Origin of the sequence: Saccharopolyspora montiporae, assembly GCF_015209505.1 — a bacterium.
Lineage (GTDB): Bacteria > Actinomycetota > Actinomycetes > Mycobacteriales > Pseudonocardiaceae > Saccharopolyspora > Saccharopolyspora montiporae.
The window spans coordinates 1-16,355 of the sequence record NZ_JADEYC010000017.1 but is presented as its reverse complement, the minus strand read 5'-3'; the positions used below and the strand labels follow the sequence as shown (position 1 = coordinate 16,355).

The 16,355-nt window shown below is 70.2% G+C and carries 19 protein-coding genes and 3 tRNA genes; 5 read left to right on the top strand and 17 right to left on the bottom strand.

Going from position 1 to position 16,355, the window contains the following annotated elements; all coding sequences use genetic code 11:
* The 3 genes from IQ251_RS10910 to rplJ all read right to left on the bottom strand — a co-directional run.
* On the bottom strand, positions 1-1,272 hold a 1,272-nt coding region (locus tag IQ251_RS10910; protein WP_228046569.1), incomplete at its 3' end, for an ABC transporter ATP-binding protein.
* A 361-nt stretch (positions 1,273-1,633) separates the two neighbouring features.
* Positions 1,634-2,020 carry a 50S ribosomal protein L7/L12 gene (gene rplL, locus IQ251_RS10905; RefSeq protein ID WP_193928403.1) on the bottom strand — a complete coding sequence of 129 codons (387 nt, stop codon included), beginning with the start codon at positions 2,018-2,020 and terminating at the stop codon, positions 1,634-1,636.
* 96 nt (positions 2,021-2,116) lie between these two features.
* Entirely contained in the window at positions 2,117-2,644 is a 528-nt protein-coding gene (rplJ, locus tag IQ251_RS10900; protein WP_193928402.1) for a 50S ribosomal protein L10, read from the bottom strand.
* A 338-nt stretch (positions 2,645-2,982) separates the two neighbouring features.
* Here rplJ and IQ251_RS10895 point away from each other — a divergent pair, with 338 nt between their 5' ends.
* The gene (locus IQ251_RS10895; protein ID WP_193928401.1) at positions 2,983-3,867 is read left to right on the top strand and encodes a hypothetical protein; all 885 of its coding nucleotides are present in this window, start codon (positions 2,983-2,985) and stop codon (positions 3,865-3,867) included.
* Positions 3,868-3,950: 83 nt separating this feature from the next.
* Here the strand turns inward: IQ251_RS10895 and rplA are convergent, their stop codons facing one another.
* From rplA to IQ251_RS10870, 5 genes are all read right to left on the bottom strand, one after another.
* The gene (gene rplA / locus IQ251_RS10890; protein ID WP_193928400.1) at positions 3,951-4,664 is read right to left on the bottom strand and encodes a 50S ribosomal protein L1; all 714 of its coding nucleotides are present in this window, start codon (positions 4,662-4,664) and stop codon (positions 3,951-3,953) included.
* Between the two features lie 76 nt (positions 4,665-4,740).
* A complete protein-coding gene (rplK, locus tag IQ251_RS10885) occupies positions 4,741-5,175 on the bottom strand; it encodes a 50S ribosomal protein L11 (RefSeq protein WP_193928399.1) in 435 nt (144 codons plus the stop codon).
* A gap of 148 nt (positions 5,176-5,323) precedes the next feature.
* Positions 5,324-6,244, bottom strand: coding sequence for a transcription termination/antitermination protein NusG (gene nusG, locus IQ251_RS10880; RefSeq protein ID WP_193928398.1), 921 nt, complete (start codon positions 6,242-6,244; stop codon positions 5,324-5,326).
* Between the two features lie 85 nt (positions 6,245-6,329).
* A complete protein-coding gene (gene secE / locus IQ251_RS10875; protein WP_193928397.1) occupies positions 6,330-6,734 on the bottom strand; it encodes a preprotein translocase subunit SecE in 405 nt (134 codons plus the stop codon).
* Positions 6,735-6,764: 30 nt separating this feature from the next.
* Positions 6,765-6,837, bottom strand: a tRNA-Trp gene (locus IQ251_RS10870).
* A 270-nt stretch (positions 6,838-7,107) separates the two neighbouring features.
* Between IQ251_RS10870 and IQ251_RS10865 the strand changes: the two genes are divergently transcribed.
* Positions 7,108-8,340, top strand: coding sequence for a pyridoxal phosphate-dependent aminotransferase (locus IQ251_RS10865; protein WP_193928396.1), 1,233 nt, complete (start codon positions 7,108-7,110; stop codon positions 8,338-8,340).
* 73 nt (positions 8,341-8,413) lie between these two features.
* Here IQ251_RS10865 and IQ251_RS10860 read toward each other — a convergent pair whose 3' ends face one another.
* The 7 genes from IQ251_RS10860 to IQ251_RS10830 all read right to left on the bottom strand — a co-directional run bounded on the left by IQ251_RS10860 (position 8,414) and on the right by IQ251_RS10830 (position 13,939).
* Positions 8,414-8,833 carry a MaoC family dehydratase gene (locus tag IQ251_RS10860; RefSeq protein WP_193928395.1) on the bottom strand — a complete coding sequence of 140 codons (420 nt, stop codon included), beginning with the start codon at positions 8,831-8,833 and terminating at the stop codon, positions 8,414-8,416.
* On the bottom strand, positions 8,833-9,291 hold the full coding sequence (locus IQ251_RS10855; RefSeq protein WP_193928394.1) for a MaoC family dehydratase N-terminal domain-containing protein: 459 nt from the start codon (positions 9,289-9,291) through the stop codon (positions 8,833-8,835). The genes IQ251_RS10860 and IQ251_RS10855 overlap by 1 nt, the downstream gene beginning before the upstream one ends.
* A 114-nt stretch (positions 9,292-9,405) precedes the next feature.
* Positions 9,406-9,570, bottom strand: coding sequence for a 50S ribosomal protein L33 (gene rpmG / locus IQ251_RS10850; RefSeq protein WP_193928393.1), 165 nt, complete (start codon positions 9,568-9,570; stop codon positions 9,406-9,408).
* A gap of 63 nt (positions 9,571-9,633) precedes the next feature.
* Positions 9,634-9,709: transfer RNA gene (locus IQ251_RS10845), tRNA-Met, on the bottom strand.
* Between the two features lie 87 nt (positions 9,710-9,796).
* Positions 9,797-9,869 (bottom strand) — tRNA-Thr (locus tag IQ251_RS10840).
* A 133-nt stretch (positions 9,870-10,002) separates the two neighbouring features.
* Complete coding sequence (locus IQ251_RS10835) at positions 10,003-12,642, bottom strand: putative bifunctional diguanylate cyclase/phosphodiesterase (protein WP_193928392.1); 2,640 nt, start codon at positions 12,640-12,642, stop codon at positions 10,003-10,005.
* Between the two features lie 319 nt (positions 12,643-12,961).
* Entirely contained in the window at positions 12,962-13,939 is a 978-nt protein-coding gene (locus IQ251_RS10830) for an alpha/beta hydrolase (protein ID WP_193928391.1), read from the bottom strand.
* A gap of 29 nt (positions 13,940-13,968) precedes the next feature.
* Here IQ251_RS10830 and IQ251_RS10825 point away from each other — a divergent pair, with 29 nt between their 5' ends.
* The gene (locus IQ251_RS10825; protein WP_193928390.1) at positions 13,969-14,382 is read left to right on the top strand and encodes a TIGR03668 family PPOX class F420-dependent oxidoreductase; all 414 of its coding nucleotides are present in this window, start codon (positions 13,969-13,971) and stop codon (positions 14,380-14,382) included.
* A 7-nt stretch (positions 14,383-14,389) separates the two neighbouring features.
* Here IQ251_RS10825 and IQ251_RS10820 read toward each other — a convergent pair whose 3' ends face one another.
* The gene (locus tag IQ251_RS10820) at positions 14,390-14,641 is read right to left on the bottom strand and encodes a hypothetical protein (protein WP_193928389.1); all 252 of its coding nucleotides are present in this window, start codon (positions 14,639-14,641) and stop codon (positions 14,390-14,392) included.
* An 88-nt stretch (positions 14,642-14,729) separates the two neighbouring features.
* Here IQ251_RS10820 and IQ251_RS10815 point away from each other — a divergent pair, with 88 nt between their 5' ends.
* Positions 14,730-15,038, top strand: coding sequence for a hypothetical protein (locus tag IQ251_RS10815; protein ID WP_193928388.1), 309 nt, complete (start codon positions 14,730-14,732; stop codon positions 15,036-15,038).
* Between the two features lie 301 nt (positions 15,039-15,339).
* Entirely contained in the window at positions 15,340-15,492 is a 153-nt protein-coding gene (locus IQ251_RS10810; protein ID WP_193928387.1) for a hypothetical protein, read from the top strand.
* 165 nt (positions 15,493-15,657) lie between these two features.
* Here IQ251_RS10810 and IQ251_RS10805 read toward each other — a convergent pair.
* Positions 15,658-16,355: hypothetical protein (locus tag IQ251_RS10805; protein WP_193928386.1), on the bottom strand; the 698-nt coding region annotated here is incomplete at its 5' end.

The window sequence follows — 16,355 nt, the reverse complement described above, 5'->3', positions numbered from 1 at the left end:
CCGCTGGGCCGAGACCGGTTCCTCCTCCGGGTTGTGCCCCACCGTCCACGGCGGCTGCTCGGCGGACTGCTGCTGACGCGGGTACGGGGACGGCGCGGCCGGCTGCTGCGGCGCGGCCGGCTGCTGCGGCGCGGCCGGCTGCTGCGGCGCGGCCGGCTGCTGCGGGGTGACCGGCTGCTGCGGGACCTGGGCCACCGGCGGGGGCTGCTGGCCGGGCGGACGCACCGGACCGGTCTGCTGCGCGGGATCGCCGTGCTGCGGCCAGGCTCCGGTTTGCGGTGCCCCGCCGACGCCGAAGCGCGCCTTCTCCTGCGGGGTCAACGTGTTGAGGATCTCCTGCTGCGCAGACGGTTCGAGCGTGTGCAGGTCGCGCAGCACGCGCTCCTTGCGCCGCTGCACCGCCATCCGCTCCGGCAGCCCCTCGGTCACCGAGAGCTGGTCGACGATGTGCGGCACACCGGCCGCTCCGTCCTTCAGCGCCGCGAGTTCGGCGGCCGCCTGGCCCGCGTCCTTCTCCTCGCTCATCCCGATCGGCCCTTGCCTGCGACCGTTGAGGAACTGCTCGACGACCGGTTCGGTCGAGGTCAGCAGCACCTCACGCGGGCCGAACATGGCCAGGTTGCGGCGGAACAGCATCCCGATGTTGTCCGGGACCGTCTGCGCCGTGTTGATGTCGTGCGTGACGATGAGGAACGTGGCGTCGATCTGCGCGTTGAGGTCGACGATCAACTGGTTCAGGTACGCCGTGCGCACCGGGTCAAGACCGGAGTCCGGCTCGTCGAACAGGATGATCTCCGGGTCCAGCACCAGCGCCCGGGCCAGCCCGGCCCGCTTGCGCATACCGCCCGAGATCTCGCCGGGGAGCTTGTCCTCGGCCCCGATGAGACCGACCATCTCCATCTTCTCCAGCACGACGTCGCGGACTTCCCGCTCGTTCTTGCGCGTGTGCTCGCGAAGTGGAAAGGCGATGTTGTCGTAGAGGTTCATCGAACCGAACAGCGCACCGTCCTGGAACAGCACGCCGAACAACTTCCGGATCTCGTAGAGCTTGTGCTCCGAGCACGTGCAGATGTCCACCCCGTTGATGACCACCTGACCCTGCTCCGGCTTGAGCAGTCCCACCAACGACTTCAGGAACACCGATTTGCCGGTACCCGAAGGCCCGAGCAGCACGCTGATCTCGCCCGGCGGGAGCGTCAAAGTGACATCTCGCCAGATGGTCTGCTCCCCGAAGGACTTGGAAAGTCCCTCGACGACCACCTCGACGCCCATCCGCACCTCCGCGTCCGTCGTTTCACCCGAACGGGCAACAAACCCGGTTCGGAAGCTTCGCATATGTGACGCGCTTAACGAAGGTCGTGCGCGTCACACCTGTGCAACGAGCGTGACGCGGCCGAGTTACTCGCCGGTAGAGAACGAATTCAAAAATGATCCGCGAATGTTCCGGATCCGGACGAAATCCCGATGTGCTCGCGTTGCGGAACCGGCTCGGCACGCACCGTGCGCCGAAAACGATCTCCATGAGCGCCGCGCGCGGATCGGGGCAAAAAAGAACGGGCACCCGCGCGCAGCGGGTGCCCGTTGCAGTGAGCGCCGGGCGGACTCCCCGCGAGCGGGGAGGCCCGGCAGCGGCTCACTTGATGCTGATGGAGGCGCCGGCCTCTTCCAGCTTGGCCTTCGCGTCGTCGGCCTTCTCCTTGTCGACCTTCTCCAGGATCGACTTCGGGACCTCCTCGACCAGCTCCTTGGCCTCCTTCAGGCCCAGGCCGGAGACGATCTCGCGAACGACCTTGATGACCTGGATCTTCTTGTCACCGGCGCTGTCGAGCACGACGTCGAACTCGTCCTGCTCCTCCTCGGCCGGCGCCTCAGCGCCGGCGGCCGGGGCGGCCGCAGCCGCGACCGGGGCGGCGGCGGTGACGTCGAAGGTCTCCTCGAACTGCTTCACGAACTCCGACAGCTCCAGGAGGGTCATCTCCTTGAAGACGTCCAGCAGCTCGTCGTTGCTCAGCTTCGCCACGGCGGCGTTCCTTTCCGTTCGGTGCCCGGACATGCCCGACGTCCGGGACGGGTGGTTTCGGGTGTGCGCTCGGATTCCCGCGAGTCCCCGGGGGACTCAGGAACCGGATTCGCTGCCCTTCTTCTCCTCCAGGGCGGCAGCAAGCCGTGCCACCTGCGAAGCCGGCTCGGCGAACAGCGACGCGGCCTCGTTCATCTTGCCCTTCATCGCCCCGGCCAACTTGCTCAGGGTGACCTCGCGGGAGTCCAGGTCGGCGATGTTCTCGACCTCGGACACCGACAGCGGGCGGCCGTCCATGTAGCCGCCCTTGATCACCAGGGCCTTGTTGTCCTTGGCGAAATCGCGCAGGGCCTTGGCCGCATCGACCGGCTCGCCCTCGACGAAGGCGATCGCGGTCGGGCCCTCGAACAGGTCGTCGAGCCCCTCGACTCCCGACTGTTCGGCGGCACGCTTGACCAGCGTGTTCTTCGCGACACGGTAGGTCGCGGCCTCGCCGAGGGAGTGCCGCAGCTTCTCCAGCTGCGCCACCGACAGCCCGCGGTACTCGGTCACGAGCGCGGCCGTCGCGTTGTTGAACCGATCGGCGATCTCGCTGACCGCTTCAACCTTCTCGGGCTTCGCCATGTCGCCTCCTCTCCTCTTCCGACTGAGATCCGCATCAGCCGGTCCTGAGACGACAAAACGCCCCGGCGCAGCAGCACGGGGCGTCACAGCTCGCGGCGCGCACGTCGCCGCGGTTCAGCTACCTCGTCCTCCTGCGCGGGCCGCCCGTCTCCGGGACCTTCGTTCCCCGGAACCGGACGGATCAACCGGCCGCATCCGAGGAAGACCAGCGGTCTTGGGTGGAACCTGACCCAGAGTACGCGACCGCGACCAGCGGCTTCCACCGGGGCCACCCGTCGTGCGCTGCACCGCGTCCCGGGTGGTGACCACTGCGCACCGAGCAGGGCATGATGATGTCCGTGACTGATCGACACGAGTCGCACGACCCCTCTGCGGCGGACGGTCCGTCCGGTTCGGCACCGCGCCCCGACGACGCGGAGATCGTCGACGCGGAGGTGGTGCCGACCGCTGAGCAGCGCGGCGATACCGCCCCCGCGAGCACCGCCCCGGCGGCACAGCCACCCGCGGACGACGAAGAGTTCCAGCGCTACCAGGAGTTCCTGGAGTTCCAGCGGTTCCGCGAGTGGCAGCGCACCCGCGGCGATCCGCAGGCGGGCGACACCGCGGGGCAACCGGTGCCCGCGGGCGAACCGCCCGGCGCTCGGCCGCAGGAGACTCCGCCCGCCCCCCGGGGACGGCCGCTGTGGAAGCGGGCACTCGGCCTGCTGCGCTACAAGTTCGTGCGGCGCATCGGCTACCTGCTGCTGTTCCTGCTGCTGGCGCCGTACCTGTTCGGCGCGGTGGTGAACCACTACCTCGGCACCGGTTCGAGCGATTCCGGCGGCCCCGGCAGCGGCGGTGTTCCGGCCGATTCGGTCCCGGTGAAGTCCACCAGCCCGAAACAAGCCGTGCGGGGCTTGTACAACTGGCTGGGCAGCTCGGACCCGGAGCGCGTCTGCGGGCTGTTCGAGCCCGGCGGCCGCGCGGCGTTCGCGCAGGAACACGGGGCCGCCGACTGCGCGGGCGCGGCGCGCGAGCTCAACGAGCAGGTCACCGACCCGAACGGCTACGCCAACCCGAAGTTCGGCGAGGACGCGGTCGCCGAAGCCGGCGACGAGGCGCAGGTGCTCGGCTGCCGGATCAGCGTCTCCGGCGGGCCGCAGCTGGGCACGTTCAAATTCGAACGGCAGCACGACGGCGGCTGGACCATCGCCGCCTACAGCATGCGGGCCGCGAACTGCTGAGACCGCGGCCCGGAAACGCGAAAAGCGGCCGGTGCGGGGCTGATATCCCCGCACCGACCGCTTTCGCGATCAGTACGAGCCGATCAGGCGCTCGGAACCAGGTTCCGGGTCAGGTTCGGGTCCACCTGGATGCCCGGGCCCATCGTGGTCGTGAAGGCCGCCCGCTTGAGGTAGCGGCCCTTCGACGCGGAGGGCTTGGCACGCAGGACCTCGTCCAGCGCCGCGGCGTAGTTCTCCACCAGCTTCTCGGTGTCAAAGGACACCTTGCCGATGATGAAGTGCAGGTTGGCCTGCTTGTCCACGCGGAAGTTGATCTTCCCGCCCTTGATGTCGGCGACGGCCTTGGTGACGTTGGGCGTCACGGTGCCGGTCTTCGGGTTCGGCATCAGGCCGCGCGGGCCGAGCACCCGGGCGATCTTGCCGATCTTGGCCATCTGGTCCGGGGTAGCGATCGCCGCGTCGAAATCGAGCCAGCCGCCCTGAATGCGCTCGATGAGGTCCTCGGAGCCCACCGCGTCCGCGCCGGCGGACTCGGCCTCGGCGGCCTTGTCCCCGGTGGCGAACACGACGACGCGGGCAGTCTTACCAGTGCCGTGCGGCAGGTTCACGGTGCCGCGGACCATCTGGTCTGCCTTGCGGGGGTCGACGCCGAGCCGCAGAGCGACCTCCACGGTGGCGTCCATGTTGGTGACCTTGGCGGTCTTCTGCGCGAGTTCGGCGGCTTCCATCGGCGTGTAGAGCCGGGAACCGTCGACGAGCTCGGCCGCCTGCAGGTATGCCTTGCTGCGCTTAGCCATGTCTGTCCCTTGTCGAAAGTGGATCAGTTGTGGTTGCCGGGCTGCGCCAGCCCTCCCACACTGCGTTGCCTCGGTGTCAGTCCTGGACGGTCAGACCCATCGACCGGGCGGTCCCGGCGATGATCTTCTCGGCCTGGTCCATGTCGGGGGCGTTGAGGTCGGTCCACTTGGTCTGCGCGATCTCGCGGATCTGCTCCATCGTGACCTTGCCGACCTTGGACTTGTGCGGCTCACCGCTGCCCTTCTGCACCCCGGCAGCCTTGAGCAGCAGCTTCGCCGCCGGCGGGGTCTTCAGCTTGAAGTCGAAGGAGCGGTCTTCGAACACGGAGATCTCGACCGGGACCACGTCGCCGCGCTGGTTCTCGGTGGCGGCGTTGTACGCCTTGCAGAACTCCATGATGTTGACGCCGTGCTGACCGAGCGCCGGCCCCACCGGAGGTGCCGGGTTGGCCTGTCCGGCCTGGATCTGCAGCTTGATGATCGCTGCGAGCTTCTTCTTCTTGGGCGGCATGTTTGCTTCCTGTGTCTTGTCCGGTTACCCGGTTCCGCCGGTCGCGGAACCGAACGCGGCGAGTCCACGAGAGGTGGGCATCGCCCGCTGCCGAGCGGGTCCTGCCAGATCCGCGCAGCAGCCGCCGAGCTCCCGGTGAGGGAGCCGGTCAGATCTTGGATACCTGGTTGAACGACAACTCGACCGGAGTCTCCCGGCCGAAGATCGACACGAGGACCTTGACCTTCTGGGCGTCCGGGTTGACCTCGTTGATCGTCGCAGGCAGGGTCGCGAACGGCCCGTCCATCACGGTAACCGATTCGCCGACCTCGAAGTCGACCTCCACCTGCGACTTGGCCGCGGCGGCGGGCTCGGCGGCGGTCTTTTTCTCCGCCTCCTGCTTCGGCTTCTCCTCGGACTGCGGCGCCAGGAACTTCAACACGTCGTTGACGGTCAGCGGCGAGGGCTTGGACGTCGCGCCGACGAAGCCGGTGACGCCCGGGGTGTTGCGCACCGCGCCCCAGGAGGCGTCGTTGAGCTCCATCCGGACCAGGATGTAACCGGGGAGCACCTTGCGCTGGACCAGCTTGCGCTGGCCGTTCTTGACCTCGGTGACCTCCTCGGTCGGGACCTCCACCTGGAAGATGTAGTCCTCGACGTCCAGGGTCTGCGCCCGGGTCTCCAGGTTGGTCTTGACCTTGTTCTCGTAGCCCGCGTAGGAGTGGATCACGTACCACTCGCCGGGAGCCCTGCGCAGCGCGGCGCGCAGCTCCTCGACCGGGTCCGCTTCCTCTTCGGCGGCCTCTTCGCCGGAAGCGTCCTCGCCCGCGGTCTCTTCACCGGAGGCCTCTTCACCCGAGGTCCCTTCGCCGGAGGCCTCCGCAGCGGCACCCTCCTCGGCGGGCTGCTCCGCGCCGGACTCGTCGGCGGCGGGCTGCTCGGTGTCCGAGTCGGTCTGCTCGGTGGAGTCGGCCGCCGAATCGACTGCGTCGACCGAGTCCGCGGTCACCGCCTCGGCTGCCTGTTCGGCCTCGGCGAGCGCCTGCTCGTCGGTGAGGCCAGTCGGCTCCTGGCCTTCTTGGGAGGTCACAGTCGGTCTCGCTTCCTCTCGTGCGTTGCGTGCGGGTCATGGCGTTCGCCGCCAGGTTCCCTCCGCGCGGGCGCCCGGAGGTTGTTCAGCCGAACAGCCAGAGCACGCCCTGGGCGAAGAGCAGATCCACGCCGGAGATGAACGCCACCATGACGCTGACGAACACCAACACCACGGCCGTGTAGATCGCCAGCGACTTGCGCGTCGGCCAGATGACCTTGCGCAGCTCGGCGACGACCTCACGCAGGAAGCGCCCGACCTTCCGGAACAGCGAAACGCGACCCTGCCGACCGTCCCGCGCCGGGGTCGGTCGACCCTTCGACTCAGTTGTGCGCGACGAGTCCGCGTCCGCCGAACCCGACTCGCCGGAGCGGCCCTTGCGGCCGCCCGAACGGGCGGAGCGGCGTCCGCGCCGCGACTCGGCGCCGGACGGTCGGGTCGCGTCGTCGCCCGCTCCGTCCTGCTCCTGCTCGCGGTCGTCCTCGCTCACGCCAATCCTCCGCTCACCGTCGCATCGACGCAGGGGTGACAGGACTCGAACCTGCAACCTGCGGTTTTGGAGACCGCTGCTCTGCCAATTGAGCTACACCCCTTCGCGGCCCTGGAGCTCGGCCGCGTCAGGACACCCCTCACCAGCCCGAATACCCGGGTTCGTGATGTTCCGGCATCCCGAGTCCGAAAGTGTACGGCACGCGGATCGCGCCCCTCCAACGGCACCCCCCACCGCGGAACCGGTGGGACTTCGTGCCTGGTGGCGCGGGTGCTGATCGACTTCGCCTGGCGTGTCGGGCCCACCGCGGACCGTGCACCCGGCGCGGAGTGCCGCATCCCGACGACGACCCGCGATCTGCCAGGATACGGACATGGCCGCACCTGAGACAGTCAACCACTCCGCACGCCCGCGCGTGTCCGCGCGGATCGGCGGCATCAGCGAATCCGCGACCCTCGCCGTCGACTCCAAGGCCAAGGCGCTCAAGGCCGCGGGCCGCCCGGTGATCGGGTTCGGCGCCGGCGAGCCGGACTTCCCCACGCCCGAGCCGATCGTGGAAGCCGCCGTCGCCGCGTGCACCGATCCGCGCAACCACCGCTACAGCCCGGCGTCGGGGCTCCCGGAACTGCGCGAAGCGATCGCCGCCAAGACCCGGCGCGATTCCGCCTTCACCGTGGACGCGGGCCAGGTCCTGGTCACCAACGGCGGCAAGCAGGCCGTCTACCAGGCATTCCAGACCCTGCTCGATCCGGGCGACGAGGTCCTGCTGCCCGCCCCGTACTGGACGACCTACCCGGAGTCGATCGAGTTGGCCGGCGGCGTACCCGCGGTGATCCCCACGGACGAGACCACCGGCTACCGGGTCTCCGTGGAGCAGCTGGAGGCCGCGCGCACCCCGCGCACCAAGGTGCTGCTGTTCAACTCGCCGGCCAACCCGACCGGTGCCGTCTACCCGCCGGAGCAGATCGAGGCGATCGGACGCTGGGCGGTGCAGCACGGCATCTGGGTCATCACCGACGAGATCTACGAGCACCTGGTCTACGGCAGCGCGCGCAACGTCTCGATGCCCGCGGTGGTCCCGGAACTCGCCGACACCTGCATCGTGCTCAACGGGGTCGCCAAGACCTACGCGATGACCGGCTGGCGGGTCGGCTGGATGATCGGGCCGACCGACGTCATCAAGGCCGCGACCAACCTGCAGTCGCACCTGTCGTCCAACGTCGCCAACGTCGCGCAGCGCGCGGCGCTGGAAGCGGTCAGCGGCCCGCTGGACGCGGTCGCCGAGATGCGCTCGGCGTTCGACCGGCGCCGCCGCACCACCGTGGAGCTGCTCTCCGCGATCCCCGGCGTGCGCTGCCCGGAACCGGAGGGCGCCTTCTACGCCTACCCGTCGGTGCAAGACCTGCTCGGCAAGGAGATCCGCGGGCAGCGCCCGGAGACCAGCGTCGACCTGGCCGCGCTCGTGCTGGAGGAGGCCGAGGTGGCGGTCGTGCCGGGTGAGGCGTTCGGCACCCCGGGCTACTTCCGGCTGTCCTACGCGCTCGGCGACGAGGACCTGGCCACCGGCATCAACCGGATGGCCGAGCTGCTCTCCGAAGCGACGTGATCGACCCGGGCCGGCGGCAGCGCACCGCCGGCCCGGCCGGTCCGCCCAAGCTGCCCGCCGTACGGGCCAGGGGTCACTCCGGCAGCAGGACGGTCGCCGACGCGCCGCCGAGCACGCCCTGCCCCGCGCTGCGCGCGGTGATGGTCACTCTGACCGTGCCGTCGTCGTTCTTCGCCGCGACCTTGCCGGACAGCTCGACCACCGCGCCCTCGTCGTGCTCGACCACGACCGGCCGGGTGAACCGCACGCCGCAGTGCCGCACCGCCCCCGGGTCCCCGGTCCACCCGGTCACCAGCCGCCCGGCCAGCGCCATGGTGAGCATGCCGTGCGCGATCACGTCGGGCAGGCCGACCTCCGCGGCGAAGCGCTCGTCGTAGTGGATCGGGTTGAAGTCGCCGGAAGCGCCCGCGTAGCGCACCAGATCGGAGCGCCGCAGCGGAACCTCCAGCGCCGGCAGCACGTCCCCGGTCTGCACCTCGGAAAACCGGACCATCACGCGTCCTCCTCACCGGCACCGCGCACCACGAGCATCGATGTGGCGGTGCAGACGGGTTCGCCGTCCTCGGTGGCGATCTCCGCCCGCACGGTCAGGAAGTCGTTGCCCGCGCGGGAGGTGATGTCGTCGACGTGCACCGCGGTGCGCAGTCGATCGCCCGCCCGGACCGGTCGCCGGTAGCCGAACTCCTGCTTGCCGTGCACGACCCGGCTGTAATCCAGACCCAACTGCGGATCGGCCACGATCTGGTCGTGCGCCCGCATGGACAGGATCACCGGGAAGGTGGGCGGGGCGACGACGTCCGGATGACCGGCCGCGCGGGCTGCCTCCGGGTCGCGGAACAGCGGCGAGTCGTCCCCGATCGCCTCGGCGAACTCGCGGATCTTCTCCCGGCCCACCTCGTACGACTCGGTGGGCGGGTACTCACGTCCGATGAATGACTGGTCGAGCGGCACTCGCGCAGGCTATCGGACCGGTCGTGCGGCCGGCGCAGCCGGCGAAAGCCGGCCCTCGACGCGAAAAACCCGCCCCCGGCGAACGGGGGCGGGTTCCAGCAGATCCGCTCCGACTCAGCGGGTCTCCTTGTGCGTCTTGTGCGTGCCGCAGTTCGTGCAGAACTTCTTCATCGCCAAGCGGTCCGGGTTGTTCCGCCGGTTCTTGTTGGTGATGTAGTTCCGGTTCTTGCAGTCCTCGCACGCCAGTGTGATTTTGGGGCGGACGTCGGTGGTAGCCACGGCGTGCCCTTCCTCTCGTTCCGGTTCCGGACCGGCCCGCTCGGAGTTTCGCGGACCTGCGACTGGTAGCGGTGGCCGGACTCGAACCGACGACACAGCGATTATGAGCCGCTTGCTCTACCGACTGAGCTACACCGCCACGCCTGGACATCCCAGCGCGGGGCGGGACATCTCATGCAAAACAGCCGCAGTACCCAGCATACCGAGGACCGCGACTGCTTTCCCGAGCCCCAATACGGAATCGAACCGTAGACCTTCGCCTTACCATGGCGACGCTCTACCGACTGAGCTATTGGGGCGTGCTCCGTGTGGAGCGATTGATACTTTACACACCGGCCGGGCCCCGCCGGCACGGGGGTCCCCTTATCGAGGCTCCGCAGGTCAGCACGGTTTTCGGCCCATCGCCGCGTCCGCGGCGGCCGCGGGCGCCGATCAGTGCAGCAGGGTGAGCACGGTCTCCGAATCCGCCTCCCGGCAGCTCCGGGTGCGCGCGCGCAACCACGCCTCCAGCCGGGACTCGGACAGCGGGCGGGTGATCAAGTAGCCCTGGGCCACATCGCAGCCCATCTCGATCAGCTGCTCGCGGGACGCATCGTCCTCCACGCCCTCGGCCACGACCAGCAGGTCCAGCGAGTGGCCCAGTTCCACGATGGACCGCACCACCGCCATATCGGCCAGATCGGTACCCATCCCGAGCACGAAGCTCTTGTCGATCTTGACTTCGTCCACCGGCAGCTGGCGCAGGTAGGCCAGCGAGGAGTAGCCGGTGCCGAAGTCGTCCACGGCCAGCACCACACCCATCGCGTGCATCCGGCGCAGCAGCGGCAGCGAGCGCTCCGGATCGGCCATCACGCTGGACTCGGTGAGCTCCAGCGTCAGCAGCTGCGGCGGAACGTCGTGCCTGCGCAACGCTTCGGCAACGCGGTCGGGGAAGGTCTCGTCGGCGAGGTTGTGCACCGAGAGGTTCACCGCCACCGACATCCGCAGACCGCGGTCCATCCACCCGCGCACCTTGGTCAGCGCGCACTCCAGCACGAAGAAGGTCAGCGCATCGACCAGCCCGGTCGCCTCCACCAGCGGGACGAACTCGTCCGGATCCAGCCGCCCGTACTCCGGGTGCGACCAGCGGACCAGCGCCTCAGCACCGACCACCTGCCGCCCGGGCAACGCGACCTTCGGCTGGTAGTGCACCTCGACCTGTCCCGTGTCCAGCGCCTGGCGGAACTGGGTGACCAGCTGGAACCGGCGCAGGAACACCTGGCGCATGGCCGGGGTGTACCCGCGCACACCGTCCTCGCCGTTGCGCGCCGCGCGCACCGCCACGTCCGCGCGCTGCAGCAGGCCGTCCACATCGCTCTCCCGCTCGCCGTCGGCCGGAGCGGACGAGGCGTACCCGGCCACGCCGTCCGCCTCCACGACGATCCGGTCCAGCGGGTACGGCTCGGCGACCAGCTCACGCAGCCGGTGGGCCAGCTCCTGGGCCTCCTGCTCGGTGTCCCCCGCGGCCAGCACCGCGAACGAGTTGGCCTCCAGTCTCGCCAACGGAACCGCGTCCCCGAGCTCCGCCCGCATCCGCTGACCCGCGGCGACCACCAACCGGTCGCCCCAGGTGTAGCCGAGCGCCTCGCTGACCGTGGTCAGCACCTCCAGATCGATGCGCACCACCATCGCGGTGCGCCCGGTGCGCAGCTCTTCGGCGGCCAATTCGCGCAGGCCCGTCCGATTCAGCAGCCCGGTCAGCGGGTCGTGGTAGGCGTCGTGCCGCAACCGGGCCAGCAGCCTGCGGTTGTCCATCGCCGTGGCCAGGTGGCTGGCCAGGGTGTGCAGCAGCCGGACGTCCGCGCGCCCGAAGCCCCGCCAGCGGCTGACCCGGTCGTGCGCCTCCACGGCCCCGAGCAGCTGGCTGGCCCCGCGCAGCGGCACGACGAGCGCCTCGTAGGCACCCCGTCGGCGCAACGAGCGGCGCACCTCCTCGGGCGCTTCCAGGATCTTGAACGAGCGGACGTGGCTGCCCGGCAGCTGCAGCAACGAGTCGTCCCGCAGCGCCGTCGACGCCGCGGCTGCAGCGGGTTCCGGCAGCGACGCGCCGGCGACCAGCGTGCTGACCTCGGCGTTCGGATCCAGCCGCAGGCGCAGCACCACCCGCGAGGCGTTCAGCTGCTCGCGGATGCGCTCGGCCACCGGCTCCCACTCGTCGACCGACATCTCCGGGTCGTCCAGTGCCGATTCGGACGGGCGCTGCGCCGCACTCTGCCCGGAGCGGGCGACGCTGAGGCTGACGTCGCTGAGCGCCTCCAGGTCCCGCTGCTCGCGCAGCAGTCCCGAGTAGGCCCGGTAGAGCCCGATCACGGCCACCGCCACCAGCGCCACCAGCAGCCAGCCCCACATGGTGCTGCTGGCCACCTCGTAGCCGATCAACCCGACCGAGGTGTTGAGCAGGCCGACGGCGAGCGTGCGCACGCCCAGCCGCGCGGCGGCCGACACGCGCATCGCACCGCCGAGCACGTGCAGCGCGGCCAGGGCGAATCCGCAGCTGATCAGCGGAGAGGTGAGCGTGCCCAGCACCGGTCCGAACCAGGCCGGGGCCGTGCCGAACAGCGCGTCGTTGACCGCGTGCGCGACCGCGAACGGAATCGCGATCTCCAGGCAGAACACCCCGGCGTTGTAGACGACGTGGCTCGCGGCGCGCCTGCCGACCTGCGCACCGATGCCGGCCAGCAGGTTCGCGGCCAGCACCACCTCGAACGGCGCGGTCAGCAGACCCAGGATCAGCGGGATCTCGGTGAACGAGATCGTCCAGCCGACGCGCTTGACGTCGACATCGATGGTCAGCTGCTCGGCCAGCAGGAAGCCCACCGCGAGCAGCGGTCCGATCAGCAGCAGCTCGGCGCCGTAGTCGAAGGTCAGCCAGGACGAGGTCAGCAGCGAGGCCAGCACGCCAGCACCCAGCACGACCGCGGAGAACGCGGTGAACGTGCGCCTGCTGGCGGGATCGACCTCCGCGCGCACCGGGGGGCGCGCCTCGGGCAGGTCCTGCTGCTGCGGGCCGAAGGAGCGATGGCGCTCGATCATCCACGCTCCTCCCCGCCCCGCTTTCGGGCGACCCGCTGTTCGCCGCCGCTGATCGTGACGCACCACGGCATCGATTGGCCAGGGGCCGATGGATTCAGCGCGCTGTGCCGGACGTACGCACGAAGGGAGCCCCGCGCGTCGCCGACCGCGCGGAATGCGTCGTACCTGCGCACCGGGGCCATGATCCGATCCGGGCCGGGCACGCCGGGAAAATGTGCCGATCGCCGCAGCAACCCGCGGCACCGCGCACGGTACGTATCAGCAGCGCTGACCGCGCGTGGCCGCCGGCCGCGGTGGCGGGGTCCCGCCGGGCGGCGCCCTAACCGAGGCCGTTCTCGTCGAAGAAGTCGCGCACCGCCCGGTCCAGGTCCGCCAGCCCGGACTCCTCCACCGGCAGGTGGCCCGCGCCGGACAGCGCGGCGTACCGGGCACCGGCCGGCAGCCGGTCGAAGAACGCGCGGGACAGCGGGACCGGTGTCCACCGGTCCTCGGCAGGTGCCGCCAGCAGCAGCGGCGCTGCGCGGAACGACTCCGGCGCCACCACCGGATCCGCGGTGACGCAGCTGCGCGCGAAACCGGGTGTGATGCCCCGCGCTCCGCCGAGCGGATCGGCCCAGACCAGATTGGCGAACTGGGTGTGGTTGGACACCGCCGCGATGTTCACCATCCAGTGCATCGGTACCCGCACGGAGCGCGGCAGCAGACCGAGCACCCCGGACCAGGGGACCTGCTCGGGCCGGGCGGCCAGCGACCGGCGGACCCGGGCACTGCGCGGATCGACCAGGCAGGTGGCCACGACCGCGCTCACCTGCGGACCGGCCAGCGCGGCGACGTCGTAGGCGAGGCGGCCGCCCGCGGAGAAGCCGAGCAGCACCACCGGCCTGCCGTCCCGCGCGCGCTCCCGGTGCACCAGCTCCAGCACGCAGTCCACCCAGGTCCGGTAGGTGAGCGGTTCGCCGGGCGGACCGGGCGTCAGGCCGGATCCGGGCAGGTCGGGGGCCAGGAATTCCGCGTCGGCCAGCGCGGGCAGCTTCCCGAACGGCGCGAGCATCCGCCCGTAGCCACCGATCCCGTGCAGGGCGAGCACGGTCACCGGCGCCGCCGGCCGGGCGAGCCGGTCCAGGTGCACGTGGGTACCGCGCCAGGGCCACCATTGCTCATCCGGCGCGTCGTCCTCGCCGACGCGCAGCGATCCGGGGAAGAATTCCTGATACCGCAGCCAGTACGTCTGCTCGCGGTAGCCGGATCCGCAGCGGCCGGTCCCGCCTCGGGGCGGCCCGGCGGTCGAGGAGAACACGTTTCGAACATACGGGGTGAAGTCCGACGATGCGCATCACCCGCGCGCAGGCCCGCGACCGGTTCGCCCGCGGCCGGGTCGCCCGGATGGCCAGTGCGGACGCGGGCGGGCGACCGCACCTCGTGCCGGTGGTGTTCGCGGTGGTCGAGGACGTGATCGTGACCGCCGTGGACCACAAGCCGAAGAGCACCGCCCGGCTCAAGCGGCTGGACAACATCGCGGCCAACCCTGCGGTGAGCCTGCTGGTGGACCACTACGCGGAGGACTGGAACCTGCTGTGGTGGGTGCGAGTGGACGGATCCGCGCGGGTGGGCACCGCCGCGGAGCACCCGGAGCTGGTCGACGCCCTGGTCGCCAAGTACGAGCAGTACCGGCAGCAGCGCCCGCGCGCCGGGCTGATCGTCATCGAGCCCGCGTCCTGGTCAGGCTGGTCGGCGAGCTGAGCGCGGGTCAGCGCCTGCGCAGCCGGGCGACCCCGCTGTCCAGATCGAGCGGTTCGTCGCCGGATTCGCGCTCGTCTTCCTTGGCCACCGCGACCCAGGCCAGCTGCTCCCGCTGCAACCGCGCACCGCTGTCGACCAGTCCGGCCACCTCCAGCCCGGCCGCTCCCAGACGGCCGCGGACCGACTCGTGCTGCCGGACGCGCTCGGCCTCGCGCCGCTTCCACCGGCGCTCGGCGCGACCGGCACGGTCGATAGCCATGTCCCCCAGCCTAACCGCGGCTCGCCGGCGCGGGGGCGTTCTCGCCCGGACCGCCCGGCGCGCTGCGGGGCCGCCTACGCTCGGACCGGTGCCTGATCCGTACTCGACTCCCGTGGACACCCGGCAGCTGGAACCGCTCGCGCGAGCGCTGCGCGCGCTGGACGAGCACGCCGAGCTCAACCACCGGTACCGCGCGATGCTCACCGAATCGCGTGAACTTCTCGCTGCCCCGGAAATCCGCCTCACCCAGGCCCGCGGCCTGGCCAAGCGACTCGTGGTGCTGTGCCGCGCCGCCGGTCCGGTGGCGGAATTCCCCGCGCACGCGGCCGATGCGCTGCGCGCCGGCCAACAGCAGGCCGAGTCGCTGATCAACGACGCCGAGCCGACAACGGGCTGATCCGGCGGGTGTACGAAACTCCGCGGAACGGGGCCGGGAACAACAGCGGCGGCGCACTCGTTGTGCGGGGTGACCGGTGCGTCCGTGTCCCCCGGGCTGCATCAACAACCGCCTTCGCGGAATACCGTCCGGCTGGAACCGCGTCGCGCCATTCGCCGAGAGGCGACCGGGCGCATCGGTCACCCGCTTCAAGCCGGTGCTCTCCGACCCACCGGCGGCGAGAGGAACCGGGCCGCCCAGCACGGCCCGGTTTTCTCGTGTCCGGACCCGCGATGACCCGTTCCCGCCGAGATCGGTGAGGGTGCGGCGTGCGAGCGCGACCGAGGAACCGGGGTCGCCCGGTGCGGAGATCGTGGTCGACGACGACCTCGGGCGCAGCGGCAGCCCGGCGATGCGCTCGGCGACGTCTCCTCGGCTGCCGAGGCTGCGCTACGACGGGGCGGGGACCGTTTGATCAGGCCACCGGGCCGTTCTGCGTGCTGTGCCGGGTAGAGGATCGAACCTCTGAAAGCAGTGCGGGCTGATTGACAGTCAGCTGCTGATCACACTTCGGGAGCTACGCGACCAGCATGAACGGTCCCGGTGCGACGCCGGTGTGGATGCTGTGCACACGCATTGTTCACAGCCCGCGCTGCTTGCGTCGCGCCACGGCGATCGCCACCCCCGCAACGAGCAGCCCCACGAGCACGATGGCGGCGAAGATCGCCAGAGCGGGTCCGAGCAGTTCCGGCCGGAACAGGTAGATCGCCGCGAACACGACAGCCACGACCAACAGCAGCGTCCACACCACCCGGTCGGGGATCTTCGGGCCGTTGGCCTGCAAGCGCATCGTCTCGAAGCCCGGCCGCAGCCACAGCATTCCGGCCGCGACGTTGTTGACCTTCGCTCCATTGACCGCCGAGTGCAGCATCCCGTTGTACACCAGCGCCCACAGCTGCCGGTTCGCCTCGACGTCCGGCATGTACGTGCGCACGCGCCGACCCTCGGAGTCGCGCAACCGCAACATCCAACCGAACCACACACCGCGCAGCTCGATATCCGTCAGCGCGTACGTATCCACCCACTTGCGATTGACCCGGAACCAGTCCGCTCCGGCGACGAGCTTGACTCTCCACTCACGGAACAAGGTGATGAGGAAACCGGCGCCGACGAACCCCCACATGACCGGATCCGCGTACCACTCGTTGTACTGAGAGGTGAATATCGCAGCGATGATGCCGGCTATGACAAGGGCGGCGAACGGAGCCGACCACCACTCCTTACCCTGGACCGCCAAGCCAGGCGGGTCTGTCAGGAAAACGGTGTAACTGCGGTGCG